Source organism: Nonomuraea sp. NPDC026600 (assembly GCF_040638335.1).
In the GTDB taxonomy this organism is placed as follows: domain Bacteria; phylum Actinomycetota; class Actinomycetes; order Streptosporangiales; family Streptosporangiaceae; genus Nonomuraea.
Window position 1 is genome coordinate 79,667 of sequence record NZ_JBEZYD010000039.1, and the last position, 14,528, is coordinate 94,194.

13 protein-coding genes are annotated in these 14,528 nt (G+C 69.4%); 5 read left to right on the plus strand and 8 right to left on the minus strand.

Going from position 1 to position 14,528, the window contains the following annotated elements; translation table 11 throughout:
• Positions 1-18 precede the first annotated feature (18 nt).
• On the minus strand, positions 19-822 hold the full coding sequence (locus AB0F17_RS52815; protein ID WP_358040471.1) for an SAM-dependent methyltransferase: 804 nt from the start codon (positions 820-822) through the stop codon (positions 19-21).
• A gap of 144 nt (positions 823-966) precedes the next feature.
• On the opposite strand from AB0F17_RS52815, the gene AB0F17_RS52820 reads away from it, so the two are divergent.
• The gene (locus tag AB0F17_RS52820; RefSeq protein ID WP_358040474.1) at positions 967-1,716 is read left to right on the plus strand and encodes a helical backbone metal receptor; all 750 of its coding nucleotides are present in this window, start codon (positions 967-969) and stop codon (positions 1,714-1,716) included.
• A 13-nt stretch (positions 1,717-1,729) separates the two neighbouring features.
• On the opposite strand, the gene AB0F17_RS52825 is transcribed toward AB0F17_RS52820, so the two are convergent.
• Genes AB0F17_RS52825 through AB0F17_RS52840 form a run of 4 tightly spaced genes read right to left on the minus strand, consistent with a single transcriptional unit; the run spans position 1,730 to position 6,003 of the window.
• Positions 1,730-2,890, minus strand: a complete 1,161-nt coding sequence (locus AB0F17_RS52825) for an ROK family transcriptional regulator (protein ID WP_358040477.1) — start codon at positions 2,888-2,890, stop codon at positions 1,730-1,732.
• A gap of 2 nt (positions 2,891-2,892) precedes the next feature.
• Positions 2,893-3,738, minus strand: a complete 846-nt coding sequence (locus tag AB0F17_RS52830) for a carbohydrate ABC transporter permease (RefSeq protein ID WP_358040480.1) — start codon at positions 3,736-3,738, stop codon at positions 2,893-2,895.
• Positions 3,725-4,645 carry a sugar ABC transporter permease gene (locus AB0F17_RS52835; protein WP_358040483.1) on the minus strand — a complete coding sequence of 307 codons (921 nt, stop codon included), beginning with the start codon at positions 4,643-4,645 and terminating at the stop codon, positions 3,725-3,727. The genes AB0F17_RS52830 and AB0F17_RS52835 overlap by 14 nt, the downstream gene beginning before the upstream one ends.
• Positions 4,642-6,003 (minus strand): extracellular solute-binding protein, encoded by a 1,362-nt coding sequence (locus AB0F17_RS52840; RefSeq protein WP_358040486.1) that lies wholly within the window; start codon positions 6,001-6,003, stop codon positions 4,642-4,644. Before AB0F17_RS52840 ends, AB0F17_RS52835 begins: the two co-directional genes overlap by 4 nt.
• A 318-nt stretch (positions 6,004-6,321) precedes the next feature.
• Between AB0F17_RS52840 and AB0F17_RS52845 the strand changes: the two genes are divergently transcribed.
• Positions 6,322-7,416, plus strand: a complete 1,095-nt coding sequence (locus tag AB0F17_RS52845; RefSeq protein ID WP_358040489.1) for a zinc-binding dehydrogenase — start codon at positions 6,322-6,324, stop codon at positions 7,414-7,416.
• Positions 7,413-8,198 (plus strand): sugar phosphate isomerase/epimerase family protein, encoded by a 786-nt coding sequence (locus AB0F17_RS52850; protein ID WP_358040492.1) that lies wholly within the window; start codon positions 7,413-7,415, stop codon positions 8,196-8,198. Before AB0F17_RS52845 ends, AB0F17_RS52850 begins: the two co-directional genes overlap by 4 nt.
• Before the next feature lie 1,184 nt (positions 8,199-9,382).
• On the opposite strand, the gene AB0F17_RS52855 is transcribed toward AB0F17_RS52850, so the two are convergent.
• Positions 9,383-10,486: a zinc-binding alcohol dehydrogenase gene (locus AB0F17_RS52855; RefSeq protein ID WP_358040494.1), complete on the minus strand. Its 1,104-nt coding sequence runs from the start codon at positions 10,484-10,486 to the stop codon at positions 9,383-9,385.
• Positions 10,479-11,432, minus strand: a complete 954-nt coding sequence (locus tag AB0F17_RS52860; protein ID WP_358040497.1) for a Gfo/Idh/MocA family oxidoreductase — start codon at positions 11,430-11,432, stop codon at positions 10,479-10,481. Before AB0F17_RS52860 ends, AB0F17_RS52855 begins: the two co-directional genes overlap by 8 nt.
• Before the next feature lie 105 nt (positions 11,433-11,537).
• On the opposite strand from AB0F17_RS52860, the gene AB0F17_RS52865 reads away from it, so the two are divergent.
• Both AB0F17_RS52865 and AB0F17_RS52870 read left to right on the plus strand, forming a co-directional pair.
• Entirely contained in the window at positions 11,538-12,509 is a 972-nt protein-coding gene (locus AB0F17_RS52865; protein ID WP_358040500.1) for a glucosyl-3-phosphoglycerate synthase, read from the plus strand.
• Entirely contained in the window at positions 12,506-13,636 is a 1,131-nt protein-coding gene (locus AB0F17_RS52870; RefSeq protein ID WP_358040503.1) for a glycosyltransferase, read from the plus strand. Before AB0F17_RS52865 ends, AB0F17_RS52870 begins: the two co-directional genes overlap by 4 nt.
• On the opposite strand, the gene AB0F17_RS52875 is transcribed toward AB0F17_RS52870, so the two are convergent.
• The gene (locus AB0F17_RS52875; protein WP_358040506.1) at positions 13,608-14,402 is read right to left on the minus strand and encodes a universal stress protein; all 795 of its coding nucleotides are present in this window, start codon (positions 14,400-14,402) and stop codon (positions 13,608-13,610) included. The genes AB0F17_RS52870 and AB0F17_RS52875 overlap by 29 nt on opposite strands.
• Positions 14,403-14,528: the final 126 nt, after the last annotated feature.

The following is a 14,528-nucleotide window of genomic DNA, read 5'->3' on the forward strand; positions in this document are numbered from 1 at the left end:
GTGCGGAGGCCCCGGGTCTCAGCTCTTCCTGCCCACCCCGCAGAGGATGAGCGACGACTCGGGGTGATCCGCGAAGTCGATCAGATCGGCCTGGTCCGGGCGCCACTGCGGCAGCCAGGTCAGGCCCGGCTCGACCAGCTCGAACCCCTCCAGCAGCTCCTCGATCCGGTGGCGGGTACGCAGGGTCAGGGGAGCGTCGGTCCGGCGGTAGACCTCGGTGCCCTTGCTGACGGCGGCGGCGCGGGCGTCGCTGGTGCCGTGGGACATGACGAGATAGCTGCCTGGGGCCAGGGATTCGCGGATGGCGGTCATGATGCGCAGGGGATCGTCGGCCTCGCCGATGAAGTGCATGATCGCGACGAGCAGGACGCCCACCGGCTGATCGAAGTCCAGCGCCTCCACCACATCCGGATTTTTCATGATGTCGTGGGGATCGCGGAGATCGCCCTCCACCACAGTGGTCTGGCCGCTCCCCGCCAGCAGCGCGCGGGCATGGACCAGCACGACCGGGTCGCGGTCGACGTAGACCACCTTCGACTCGGGCGCGACCGATCTGGCCACCTCGTGCACGTTGTCCCGCGTCGGCAGGCCCGTACCGATGTCGAGGAACTGGGTGACGCCGAGGCCGGCGAGGAAGCGTACGGCACGACCGAGGAAGGCCCGGTTGGCGCGGGCGGCGGCCCGCACTTCTGGAGCAACCCGCAGAATCCGCTCAGCGGCCCGCCGATCGGCAGGGAAATGATCTTTCCCGCCGAGATAGTAGTCGTACAGCCGGGCGACGTTGGGCGTGTTCGGGTCGAAGCCCAGCGATTCGCGCTCCAACCAGCGATCCCCCGATCGATAGTTAACGATCTATTCTCGGGATTCTACGGATGTGTGGCCTCACTTGGGGTGATATTCCAGCACGCTGGGCGTTACTTGCCTTTAGTCACTTTTGTCCCTCTGGTGGCGGTCTAAAGTGCGAGTGTGAGCCTTGACGACACCGGTGCACCCGTCCATGTGCCCTCGAACGTCCGGCGGATCGTGTCACTGGTGCCCTCGCTCACCGAGTCCGTGGCCGCGACCGTCCCGGAGGCGTTGGCCGGCGCGACCGACTGGTGCTCGCACCCGGCGGACCTGGACGTGGTCAGGGTGCGGGGGACCAAGAACCCCGACCTCGACGCCATCCTGCGGCTCGCCCCCGACGTGGTGCTCGCCAACGCCGAGGAGAACCGGCAGCCGGACATCGACGCGCTGCGGGAGGCGGGCATCGCGGTGTGGGTCACCCGGATCGAGACCGTGGAGGAGGCGTTCCGATCGCTTGACCGGATGTTCCGGCACGCCTGCCGGACCGCGCGGCCCGAATGGCTCGATCGGGCGGAGTCGGTGTGGGCCGAGCCGGTGGAGGTACGCCGGACCGCGATCATCCCGATCTGGCGGCGGCCGTGGATGGTGGTGGGGCGCGACACGTTCACCGGCGACGTGCTCGGACGGCTCGGTGTGCGCAACCTCTATGCCGGTCACGCCGAGCGGTATCCCAAGATCGCGCTGGCCGAGTTGGTGGAGCGGGGCGCCGACCTGGTGGTCCTGCCCGACGAGCCCTATGCGTTCAGTGCCGGCGACGGGCCGGAGTCGTTTCCCGGCCACAGGTGCGTGCTGGTGAGCGGACGTGATCTGACCTGGTACGGCCCCTCGCTCGTCGATGCGCGTGACCGCCTCCTCCGGGCTCTGGGTTGACGGCCAGAGATCGTCACACCGCGTTCGTCCGCGGCGGGCCGGCGAGGGCGGCGTCGACGGCGGCGGGAGACAGGACGTGCTCGATGACGAGCACCGCCGTCCCCACGATCCCCGCGCGGTCACCCAGCGAGCTGTTCACGATCTCCAGGTTGCGGGTCGTGTACGGCAGGCTGCGGCGGTACACGCTCTCCCTGATGCCCGTCAGGTAGTGCTCCCCGGTCTCCGCCATGTCGCCCGCCAGCACCAGGACGGCGGGGTTGAGCAGGCTGACCGCGGTGGCGAGGACCACGCCGACCGTGCGGCCCGCCTCCTGGGTGAGGGCGATGGCCGTCGGGTCGCCGGCCTGGACCAGGCGGACGACCTCGCGGCTGGTCTGCCTGCCGAGGTTGGAGGCGAGGGCGTGGCCGCTGGCCAGCGAGGCGACGCAGCCCCGGGAGCCGCAGGTGCAGACGCGGTCGTCGCTCTCGTGCAGCCGGACGTGGCCGATGTTCCCGGCGGCGTCCTCGACGCCGCGGTAGATCTGGCCGTCGAGGACGATGCCGGTGCCGATGCCCGTGGAGACCTTGAGCAGGAGCAGCGACCGGCTGTGCCGCCAGCAGGACCACCACTCGCCGAACGCCATCGCGTTGGCGTCGTTCTCGACCAGGACCGGCACGTTGAACGCCTCCCGCAGCGCCGCGCCGATCGGGTGGTCGTCCCAGCCGGGCATCAGGAACGACCTGATCATCCGGCCGGAGCTGTGGTCCACCGAGCCCGGCAGGTCCATGCCGATGCCGCACACCTGGTCGGACGTCCGTCCCGAGCGGTCCAGCAGGCGCTGGAAGGCCTGCCGGATCCAGGAGAGGACGGACTCGGGGCCGCGGTCGATGCGTATCTCGGCGTGCTCCTCGGCCATCGGCCGAGCCGCGAGGTCGGTCAGCGCCACGCGCGCGTGGCTGGCGCCCAGGTCGGCCACCAGCACCAGGCGCTTGGTCGCGTCGACGTCGAGCACCGAGGGCGGTCGCCCGCCCCCGGAGGCGCCGACACCGGACTCGTGGATGTATCCGGCCTCGATCAGCCGGTCCACCCGTTCGGTGATCGTCGATCGGGACAGGCCGGTGCGGGCGATGAGCTCCTTGCGGGTACGGCAGGTTCCATGGCGGATCAGCTGGAGGATCTGCCCTGCCGTCAGCATGGTTATCCCTTCTCCGCTCCTGCCGTGAGTCCCTCGGTCAGGAGCCGCTCACTGGCGAAGAACACGATCACGATGGGCAGTGTCAGAACCACCGATCCTGCCATGAGAACCGTCGTCGGGATCTCGATACTGCCCGCCAGCTGAGAGAGTCCCAGCGAGACCGTCCAGCTCTCCCGTTTCTCGACGAGGAAGAGCAGGGCGAACAGGAACTCGTTCCAGGCGATCATGAACGCGTACAGGCCGGTGGCCATGAGCGCGGGCTTGGACAGCGGCAGCACCACCCGCCAGATGGTCGACAGGCGGGTGCAGCCGTCGATCGCAGCCGCCTCCTCCACGCTCTGCGGCACGGTCTCGAAGTAATTGCGGAGCATGTATACCGTGACGGGCACCGTCTGTGCGCTATAAACCAGGATCAATCCCAGCAAAGACCCTCGAAGCCCGAGCATCGTGAAGAGCACGAACAGCGGGATGGCCAGCACGATCGCCGGAAACAGGTACACGGCCAGGAACACGAAATGCACCTGGCGCCGCCCGAAGAACCGCAGCCTGGCCACCGCGTACGCGCCCGGGATCGAGATCAGCAGCGTGATCGCCACCGACGAGACCGCCACGATCGCGCTGTTGCGCATGAAGCTCAGGAAGCCCTGCTTGGTCAGCACGTTCGCGTAGGTGTCGAAGGTGAGGCTGCGCGGCCAGAGGGAGCCGGGGTCCAGGATCAGCTCCTGGATGTCGCGCAGCGACAGCGTCACCATGTAGAAGAACGGGAAAGCGGTGACCACGAACAGGAAGACGATCACCAGCGGCTTCAGCACCCGGAACAGCCCGCGCTCGAACCTATCCCTGCTCACGCTCACCCCCCGAGAAGAACCTGAGGTACAGGACCAGGAACACCACCAGGACGACCGCCAGCACGATCGCCTGGGCGGCCGACGCGCCGATGTCGTCGCGCGCGGTCAGGAAGTTGTAGACGCGCACGCTCACCACCTCCGTGCCGGCCCCGCCGCCGGTGAGCAGGTAGACGTCGTCGAACTTGGTGAAGGTGAACACGAACCGCAGCACCGACAGCAGCGCGATGATCCTCCAGAGCTGCGGCAGGATCACATACCGGAAGCGCTGCGTCGGCGTGGCACCGTCGACCACGGCCGCCTCGTCCAGCTCCGCCGGCAGCGCCTGCAACCGGGCCAGGATGAACAGGAAGGCGAACGGGAAATACCGCCACGCCTCGAACGCGATCACGGTGAGCAGCGCCACCGGCACCTGGATGCCGAGGAAGGTGCCCTTGGCCTGGGTGAGGAAGGCGATGGGCTCGCTCAGCCAGGAGTTCACGATGCCGTACTGGGGGTTCAGCATCGTCTCCCACAGGAAGGCCACCGCCACCACCGGCGCCACGTACGGCACCAGGATGGACGCCCTGACCAGCGTGCGGCCCTTGAAGCGGTCGCGCAGCGCCAGCGCGGCCACCAGCCCGATCAGGATCGACAGGCCGGTGCCCGCCACGGTGTAGACGAGCGTGTTGACCAGAGCCGTCCAGAACCCCGGCTCGGACACGACGTAGCTGAAGTTCTCCAGCGTGTAGTGCCCGAAAACGCCCACCCGGCGGATGTTGATCAGCCGGACGTCCTGGAACGCCAGCATGATCGCCCAGAACAGCGGCAGCACCACCACGACGAGCGTGATGACCAGCGTCGGGGAGATCAGCGCCAGTCCCGCCCTGCCCTCCTGCTCCCGAAGTGTTCCGCCACGGCGGTCCCTCACTGCCGGATCCCGCGCTTGATGGTCTCCACGTCCTTCTTGGCCTGCTCCGCCGCGGCCTGCGGGGTGAGCGAGCCGTCCACGATCTGGCTCAGCGCCTTGGGCACGGGCAGCTCGCCCATCGTGGCCCCGACCAGCTTGCCCTGCCCCTGGGGGATGCCCCAGCGGGCGAACGTGTCCGGACTCTTACGCAGCGCGTCGAGCACGTCGGCCGGGTAGACGTCCGCGAGCGGCTTCTTGGTGTCGACTCCGGCGGGCAGCTTGTTCCACTTGTCGGCGAACCCCTTCCGGGTCGGGAACTTGCCCTCGGGCGCCATCCCGATCCACCGCTCGTAGCCCTCGTTCATCATGTACGAGACGAACTGCGCGGCGGAATCCTTGGCGGCGTCGCGGGTGACGGCCCAGGAGACGATCTCCCCGTACTGGGCGGGCGTGCCGTCGGGGCCCTTCAGCGCCGTGACCACCCCGGTGTTCTTGGCCAGCCACTCGGGATCCTGCCGGCACTCGGCGCAACTGGGCAGCGCGTCGTCACGCAGCCCCGCCAGCTCGTCCAGGATGAACGACGACCAGATGGTCATCGCCGCCTTGCCGGCGAAGTAGGTGGCCCGGGTGGAGTCGACGTCCTGCTTGCCCTTGACCGAGTAGTCCTTCGCCAGCTTCGAGTAGTACGCGAAGGCCTTCACACACTGTGGCGAGTCAAGGGTGACATTTCCGGAGTTGTCGACCAGCTGGCAGCCGTTGGCGAGCGCCACGTGCTCGAAGCTCTGCGCGGTGAACGAGTCCTTCGGCGCGATGGCCAGCGTGATGCCCGCGACCCCGCCGGTGTTGAGCTTCGCCGCGGCCGCCTCCAGCGCCTCGTAGGTGTCGGGCCGCTCCAGCCCGGCCTTCTGGAACAGGTCCTTGCGGTAGAGGATCAGCTGCGCCCACGCGTCACTCGGTACGGCCAGCAGCTTCCCGCCCGACGTGTCGAGCTCCAGGGCCCGCGCCGAGAAGTCGCCCTTGCCCAGCTTGTCGATGATCCGGCCCGGCGTCTCCGTGTCGAGCAGGTCGTTGGCCTCCAGTTCCCTGATGGACGCCAGCGGCAGGGCCCCGATGACGTCGGGCAGGTTCCCCGCGGCCGCGGCGGCGGTGACGACCTGGCTGAACTGGTCCTCGGCCACGCCGACCAGCTTGACCTTGATGCCGGTCTTCCGGGTGAAGTCGGCGATGATCTGGTTCTGCACGGTCATGCGGTCCTCGAGGTTCTCCTCGGTCCAGACCGTGATCTCGTTGGCGGCCTTCCCGGCGTCGTCGCCACACGCGGCCAGCGAGGCCGCGGCCAGCAACGCGACGGAGAGGACGGCGGCTACCTTCTTCGGCATGGCACGCTCCTCCGAACGGGGATACGCCGCATTTACCCTGAACCGACACGACACAACTAGCGGTGCGATACCGAGACCCGTCTGTACCCCCGTCGTGTTCGTTCACGGTCTTTCTGGCGCGCCGATCAAGGAATGCGACCCCGGGGCGGCTTATGCCGGTAAGATCGCTTACCGGAAGACACTTTGGTAAAAACCCAAATTTAGGTAGTCGGCTCTGGCGGAAGTCGTAGACTTAAGAGTGTTCTGAGCACGACTATGGTGTGCAAACGACTACTAAACCTTAAACTTTTGTCTGATCATAAAGCGTAAGTGTGGGGAATGCGCGTCATCACCTTTGAAGAGCCAGGCCGTGTCCGCGTCGGCCTGGAGTCGCCCGCCGAGCTCGAGCCGGGTTGCGTGCGTGTCCGCACGATCTACTCGGGAGTCTCCGCCGGCACCGAACTCACCGCCTATCGCGGCACCAATCCCTATCTCACCCGGAAGTGGGACACGGAGCAGCGGCTGTTCCTTGAGGGACAGACGCACGCCTACCCGCTGACCGGCTGGGGCTACCAGGAGGTCGGCGAGGTGGTGGAGGCGGCGCCCGATGTCGCCGACCCACCCGTCGGTCACCTCGTCTGGGGCATCTGGGGCCACCGGGCCGAGGCGGTGGTGCCCGCGGAGAAGCTGGTCGGCCACGTGCTGCCGCCCGGCGCCGACCCGCTGGGCGGCGTCTTCGCCCGGGTGGGCGCGATCGCGCTCAACGCCGTGCACGCCGCCGACGTGCACCTGGGCGACCAGATCGCGATCTTCGGACAGGGCGTCATCGGCCTGCTGGCCACCCGCCTCGCCGTGCTGAGCGGTGCCCGGGTCGTGGCCGCCGACGCCATTCCGGGCCGCCTCGAGCTCTCCAGGCAGTACGGCGCGGCCGAGACGTTCGACATCACCTCCGGCTCCGTGGCCGAGTTCATCCGCAAGCGGATCGAGGGCGCCGACACGGCCATCGAGCTGAGCGGCAGCCACCTGGGCCTGCACGAGGCGATCAGGACCGTCCGCAAGGGCGGCAGGGTCGTGGCCGGCGGCTTCTACCAGGGCGACGGCATCGGGCTCCGGCTGGGCGAGGAGTTCCACCACAACCAGGTGCAGCTCGTCTCTTCCCAGATCGGCGGCGTCGCGTCCTGGCTGTCTCACCGCTGGGACGTCGAGCGCCTGCAGCGCACGTTCATGGACCTCGTCCACGCGGGTGAGATCGACGTGCTCAGCCTGGTCAGCCACGTCGTGCCCGTCGGCGGCGCGGCCAGCGCCTTCGACCTGATCGACAAGCACCCGTCCGAGGTGCTCCAGCTCGTCTTCGAGTTCGAGGATGCGCCGATCGAGGATTCGCTGAACGAGGAATCACCGAAAGAGGATTCGCCGAAAGAGGGGTCACTGTGAAGCTCGCCGTACAGGAGCAGCTTCTGCCCGGCCGTTCCCTGCAGGAGAAGTTCGCGTTCGCGATCGACGCCGGGTTCGACGCGATCGAGCTGCGCGGGAAGGGGGACTTCCACTTCGCCAACCGGCTGACCGAGCTCAAGCGGGCACTCGCCGACGGCGTGGTCATGCCGACGGTGTGCGTGGACATGCCGCACTTCATCGGCGACTTCGACCCCGCCAAGCGCATGGACGCGATCCAGCAGCTCAGGTCGCAGCTCACGGTCATCGCCGAGCTCGGCGGCATCGGGGTGATGACGCCCGCCTCCTGGGGGCAGTTCTCGCGCAGGCTGCCGCCGTTCGAGCCGCCGCGCAGCCCCCACGAGGACCGCGAGGTGCTCACCGAGGCGCTGGGCCTGCTCGGCGAACACGCGCAGCGCAACGGCGTGCTGATCATGCTGGAGCCGCTCAACCGCTACGAGAACCACATGGTCAACACCCTCGCCGAGGCCGTGTCGTACTGCTCGACGGACTCCATCAGGGTCGTCGGCGACACCTATCACATGAACATCGAAGAGGACGATCCCTGCCGCTCGCTGATGGAGGCGGCACCCTACCTCGCGCACATGCAGATCAGCGAGTCGAACAGGAACGAGCCCGGCACCGGCCACCTCGACTGGGGAGCGCAACTGGCCACGCTCGACGCCCTCGGCTATGAGGGCTATCTCGCGCTCGAATGCCGCCTGCGCGGTGAGGCCGAGATCGTCCTTCCGCAGACGGCGGCCTTCATCAGGAAGTTCCTATGATCCTCCGCGACGCCGTGCGCGTGCTGGTCGCCAACTGGGACGGCAGCTACACAGTGCCCTCCCGCCGCCTCTATCCCCACCAGTGGAGCTGGGACTCCGCCTTCATCGCGATCGGCAACGCCCGCTGGTCCCCGCGCCGGGCCAGGTCGGAGCTGCTCGCCCTGTTCGGCGCCCAGTGGCGCGACGGCAGGGTGCCGCACATCGCGTTCAACCCCAAGGTGCCCGAGGGCGCCTACTTCCCCGGCCCGGAGTTCTGGGAGGCGCGGGCCCCGTCCGGCTGGGCGACCTCCGGCATCGTGCAGCCGCCCGTGCACGCCCTGGCCGCCTGGCAGGTGCATCTGGCCGAGCCGAACCCGGCCTTCCTGCGCAGGGTCTATCCCCGGCTGGTGGCGCAGCAGCAGTTCCTGCGCACCGCGCGGCGCTCGCCCGAGGGGCTGATCTCGATCGTGCATCCGTGGGAGTCGGGCATGGACAACAGTCCGGCCTGGGACGTCCCGCTGGCCGCCGTCGAGACCGGGCCCGCCGGCGTCACGCGCAGGGACCTCACCCACGTCAGCGCCGACGAGCGGCCCACCGATCTCGACTACGAGCGCTACACCGAGCTCGCCCGCGCCTACCGCGACACCGGCTACCGCCGGCCTGGGGCGTTCTGCGTCGAGGACCCGCTGTTCAACGCCGCGTACGGCGTGGCGGAGCTGACGCTGGCGAAGATCGCGAAGGTGTGCGGCGGCGACCCGGAGCCGCACCACCGCGAGGCCGCCGCGGTCACCGCGGCCATGGTCGAGCATCTCTACGACGACGGCCTCTTCCACGCCCGCGACGTGCTCACCGGCTGCCCGATCCGCTCCAACAGCGCGGCCGGGCTGGTGCCGCTCATGCTGCCCGACCTGCCGCGCGACATCGTCAACGCGGTGATCGGCACGGCGCTCGACCGGTTCGGGCTGAAGGACGGCGTGCTGCCCAGCTTCGCGCCCGCCGCGCCGGAGTTCGACCCGGCGCGCTACTGGCGCGGGCCGAGCTGGATCAACCTGACCTGGCTGGTCTGGCAGGGCCTGCGGCACCGCCGCCCCGACCTGGCGGCCCCGCTCGCCGACGGCATGATCAGGGCGGTCACGGAGTCCGGCTTCCGCGAGTACTTTGACCCGTTCAGCCTGCAGGGTCACGGCTGCCATGACTTCAGCTGGTCAGCCGCGCTCATCCTCGACGTGGTCGCGGAGCACGGCCTGGACGGAGTGCCTCCTGCGCGCGGCGAGATCGGCCAGGAACTGGGGGGCCTCGGCGAAGCCGACGACATCGGTGATCACGTGTTCACGTAGCCCGTCGCCCCGCTGTCTGAGCAGCGCGATCGTCTCGTACGACAGCCGCTCCCGATCCCAGGCGTGGGCCAGCCCGCGCGGCACCCGGCCGATCTGGGCGCTGCGCAGCGAGAGGCCGTTGTGGTGGAACTCCTCGCCCAGCCGCACCTCATCGGCGCCGTCGGTGTAGAAGGCCAGGTCGATCACCGTGCCCTGCGGTCTGATCAGCCTCAGCGCCAGGGCGAGGGCGCGGGGCCTGCCGCGACATTGGAAGACCACGTCGGCGCCGCGGTCGTTGGGCGCGTGCCGCCAGCGTCGCTTCAGTTCGACGGCCGGATCCTCGTCGAAGGTCAGGACCTCGGTACCGAGCGCCTCGGCGATGTCGAGCCTGGCCGGGGTCTCGTCCACGACCACGACCTCCGCCGCGCCGTACGCGAGGGCGAAGGACGCCGTCAGCAGCCCGACCACGCCCGCGCCGACGACGGCCACGCGCCGCCCGCGTACGCCGTCGCCGAGATCCCTGACGCTGGGACCGTGCAGGTCGGTGGCGGCGTGCAGCAGCCCGTTCGCGCAGATCGGCCCCATGTGGGCGACGAAGACGCCGAGCATCGGGTCGAGGTCGCCGGGCAGCTCCACGAACCGGTCGGTCATCGGATCGGCCACGTAGCCGGTGCGGTGCCCATAGGCCATCGCGACCAGCGCTCCCTCGCGCACGGCCCGCGTACGGGTCTCCACTACCCTGCCCACCTGCATGTATCCGATGCCGCGCACCGGATAGCCGATCGACGGGGTGCCCTCGGTGAACAGCCCGAGCGCCGGATCCCAGGTCGCGGACAGGTAGGGGTTGCTGCCTTTGACGTAGGTCAGCTCGGTGCCCGCCGAGATCCCGCTGTACGTGGTCACCACCCGGAACCCGCCTTCGGGCACGGCCGGGAGCTTCTCCTGGACCAGCGTGATCTCGCCCGGCGCCTCGATGCTCAGCACCTCACACATCGGGTGTCGTCACCGGCCTTCCTTCGGCCGCGGACCGCGCGAGGGCCAGCGCCAGCCGGTGGGTCTTCAGCGCCTCCCGGTACGGCACCCGCACATCGGCCTCCTTGCCCTGGACGGCGTCGATGAAGGTCCGGTCCACCCGCACCTTCGCCTCCCCGCCGTCCTGGACGGTGGTCTCGCCGTCCACCAGCAGCCGGTCCTCGCTCAGGTCGAGCGAGACGCCCTCGGCGTGCACCTCCAGCCCCGCCCGGTGCTTGCGCGCGAGCAGGCTGGTCGCGGCGAGCATCCCGGCGGCGCCGCCGGCGAACCGCAGCACCGCCGCCGTGGCCCGATCGACCTCTCCGTCTGTGGCGTTCTCCGCCGGCACGGCATGCACCATCGTCACCTCGCCCACCAGAACCCTGGCCAGGTCGAGGACATGGATGGCCTGCTCGACCAGTTGGCCGCCCGACATCTCAGGCTTCAGCCACCAGCCGACCGGGGGCACTTTGTCCAGCCAGTGGCCCAGCGCCAGCCGTACCGGACGGTCGGCCAGCACCTCGCGGGCCTGGTCGACTATGTCCAGGTAGCGCCAATGGTGCCCGACCGCCGAGGGCAGGCCCCGGCGGTCGATTTCGGTCGCGATCTTTTCCGCTGTGGACAGGTCAAGCGAAAGCGGCTTTTCTACAAAAATCGGGAGATTGCACGATAGAACATCCTGTTCCGGGTTACCGTGCGCAAAAGGAGGCACGCAGATATAGACCGCGTCCATACCGCCGGCGTCCAGAAGGTCGGCATGGCTTCCGTAGGCAGGGCAGCCGTGCCGCTCGGCCAGAGCCCCGGATCTTCGGGGATCTGTGTCGGCGATTCCCGCGATCGTCACGTCGGAGAAACCGGACAGCACGTCCGCGTGACGAGCGGCGACATTTCCGGCACCGATGATGCCGACACGAGTTGTGGGGAACACAGTCCGGCTTATCCCACATTTGCGTGGAATGAAACAAACATGTTCGAAGATGTATTGACGGGGCAGATGTCGGCGACCTGACCGGAAGAGATCGGGGCTAACCGCATGGAGACAGATCTGCGCGCATTGGCCAAGGTCCAGGAGTGGTACGGGCCGCACTCGAGCGTCGCAGCCGAGTGGCCGGTCGACTCCCTCCTCTTGGCCAAGGGAAGGACCACGGTAAGTGTTGTCTTGCCTGCCCGTGACGAAGAGCGGACCGTTGGCAACATCGTCGGCGTGATCCGTCGCGATCTCGTCGAGCGGGCGCCCCTCGTGGACGAGATCCTCGTGGTCGATTCGAACTCCACCGACACGACCGCCGCCCGGGCGGCCGCGGCGGGGGCCCGGGTGGTGGCGCAGGACGCCGTGCTCTCGCATCTGCCGCCGCTGACCGGCAAGGGAGAGGCGCTGTGGAAGGGGCTGGCGGCCGCCAGCGGGGAGCTGATCGTGTTCGTGGACGCGGATCTGCGTAATTTCGGCGCGCACTTCGTCTCCGGGCTGCTCGGGCCGCTGCTCGTCGACCAGCGGATCCAGTTCGTCAAGGCCGCCTACGAGCGGCCCTTCACCGGCGCCGACGGGGTGTTGTCGCGCGGCGGGGGCGGGCGGGTCACCGAACTGGTCGCGCGGCCGCTGCTCAACATGTTCTGGCCGGAACTGGCGGGATTCGTCCAGCCGCTCGGCGGGGAGTACGCCGCCCGCCGCGAAGCGCTGGAGAAGGTGCCGTTCGTCACCGAGTACGGGGTGGAGTTCGGGCTGCTGGTGGACCTGCTGGAGCTGGTCGGGCTGGACGCGATGGCCCAGGTGGATCTGGGCGTCCGGGTGCACGGGCACCAGGCCATGCCCGCGCTGAGCCGGATGGCCGGGCAGATCATGCTCACCGCCTGGTCGCGGCTGGAGCGCCAGGGCCGCGTGCTGTCCGCCATTCCGCCCGAACACCGGCTGCTGCAGTTCGGGCTCGACGGGCAGGCCGACCTGGTGGACATGGCCGTGGCCGAGCGCCCGCCCCTCGCGTCCCTGGCCATCGAGGACGTGGCATGAACGTCCTGGTGAACGCCGGACCGTGGCTGCCGGTGCCGCCTCCGGGCTACGGCGGAATCGAGAACGTGGTGGCCACGCTGGTCCCCGCCCTGCGCGAGCGCGGGGTGCGGGTGGTCCTGGCCTCCGTCGGATCGAGCACGCTCGAGGTGGACGAGCTGATCAGCGTCTTCGACGAAGGCCAGTTCGCCGAGCTGCAGAAGCCGTACAACCAGGTCATGGGGCTCGCGCACGCGCACCAGGCCCGCGTGGCGCTCGAAGTCGGCCGCCGCGACGACCTCGACCTCGTCCACGACCACCTGGAGGTGGTCGGCCCGGCCGTGCTGTCCGCGCTCGGCGGGCCGCCCGTCCTGCACACCCTGCACTGGGACCTGCGTAAGCACGCCGCCTTCTACGGAGCGTTCCCGCGGTCGATCGCGGTCAACGGCGTCTCGGACTCCCAGCTCGCCCGCGCGCCCGCCGCGCTGCGTGCCGCCTCGCTCGGCGCCATCCACCTGGCCACCCCGCTCGCCGACCGCGACCTGCGTACCGAACGGGGCGAGCACTTCATCGCGATGGGCCGGATCTGCGGGCTCAAGGGCACGCATGTGGCGGCCAGGATCTGCCAGAAGCTCGGCCTCCCGCTGGTCCTCGCGGGCCCGGTGAGCGGCCTGAACACCCCCGCCGAGCTGGAGGCCATCGTCCAGGACCCGGACCATCCGCTGAACGGCCACCCCGACGTCCGCTACCACGTGCACGCGGTCACGCCCTATCTCGACGGCGACCTGGTCAGCTGGGTCGGCTCGGTGGGGGGCGAGACCCGCGACGCGCTCTACGCCTCGGCCCGCGCCGCGCTGTTCCCCATCCAGTGGGACGAGCCCGGCGGCACGGCCGTCGTCGAGGCCCTCGCCCTGGGAGTGCCGCCGGTGGGGCTGCGCCGCGGCTGCCTACCCGAGATCATCGACCACGGCCGGACCGGGTTCCTGGCCGACACGGAGGAGGAACTGGCCGAGTGGATGCTGCGGGTGGACGAGCTCGATCCCGAGGCGTGCCGCCGGGAGGCCCGCCGCCGCTTCTCGCCGGCTGTCATGGCCGACCGCTACCTGGAGCTGTACGGGCAGGTCAGGAGAACCCGCGCGGCAGCACGGTGACGGGACAGGAGGAGGCCCGCAGCACCTTCATCGCCAGCTCCCCGAGGAACACCCGGTGCGGCTGCGCGTCCTCACTGGCCGCGCAGATCAGCAACTCGCCGGGTCGCCATTCGAGCGTCTCCAGCGCCGCGGTCACGTCGTGCCCTTCGGCGATCTCCGCCTCGGCCTCGATCCCGGTCGACTCCCAGGCCAGCCGTACGGCCAGTGCCAGGTCGTCACCGAGTCGCCCCGGATCCTCCGTACGCAGGTCGAGGGTGATCAGCCGGAGCGGCACGCCGAGCCTGAGCGCGGCCTGCGCGACCCGCTCGACGGCCTCGTCGCACTGCGGGCGGTGGACGTAGGCGAGCGTGAGCCGGGAGGGATCGTCCGGCGGCTGGTAGCCGGCGGGCGCCAGCATCACCGCCTCGGTCGACAGGTGGAGCAGGTGGTCGGAGGTCGCGCCGATCGAGATGCGGCCGTTCTGGCCGCCGTCCGCCGAGCCGACCACGATCAGATCGGCCTTGATCCGGCTGGCCAGCACCGACAGCCCGCGCCCGGGACCCCTGCTCTCGAACGCCATGTACTCGGCCGGCACCCCGCCCAGCTCCTCCGCCGCGTGCGCCAGGTTGGCCTGCGCCTCGACCGCCTGCCCTGGGCTGCCCGGCGGGTAGATCGAGGCCACCGTGAGCTCGCCGCCGGTGACCCGCGTGATCGCGGCGCCCAAGGCGAGAGCGTCGCCTCCCCCTGACTCGCCGGTGTAGCCGACGATCACGTGCTCTCCGATCACGACTGCCTCCCTACCCGATCTCACCTGGGAATACGCGGAGCCTGCCGGGTCCTCTCCTTGGACCCTTGGACTTTCGGCCGAGGCGCCGGGTGATGATCGTTCGTAAGGTGGTGTCCATCACCCGTA

Bases quoted from the DNA above. Each gene is read 5' to 3' on its own strand.
- AB0F17_RS52825 (WP_358040477.1), bottom strand. From the start codon at position 2,890: ATGCTGACGGCAGGGCAGATCCTCCAGCTGATCCGCCATGGAACCTGC.
- AB0F17_RS52840 (WP_358040486.1), bottom strand. From the start codon at position 6,003: ATGCCGAAGAAGGTAGCCGCCGTCCTCTCCGTCGCGTTGCTGGCCGCG.
- AB0F17_RS52845 (WP_358040489.1), top strand. From the start codon at position 6,322: ATGCGCGTCATCACCTTTGAAGAGCCAGGCCGTGTCCGCGTCGGCCTG.
- AB0F17_RS52855 (WP_358040494.1), bottom strand. From the start codon at position 10,486: ATGTGTGAGGTGCTGAGCATCGAGGCGCCGGGCGAGATCACGCTGGTC.
- AB0F17_RS52865 (WP_358040500.1), top strand. From the start codon at position 11,538: ATGGAGACAGATCTGCGCGCATTGGCCAAGGTCCAGGAGTGGTACGGG.
- AB0F17_RS52870 (WP_358040503.1), top strand. From the start codon at position 12,506: ATGAACGTCCTGGTGAACGCCGGACCGTGGCTGCCGGTGCCGCCTCCG.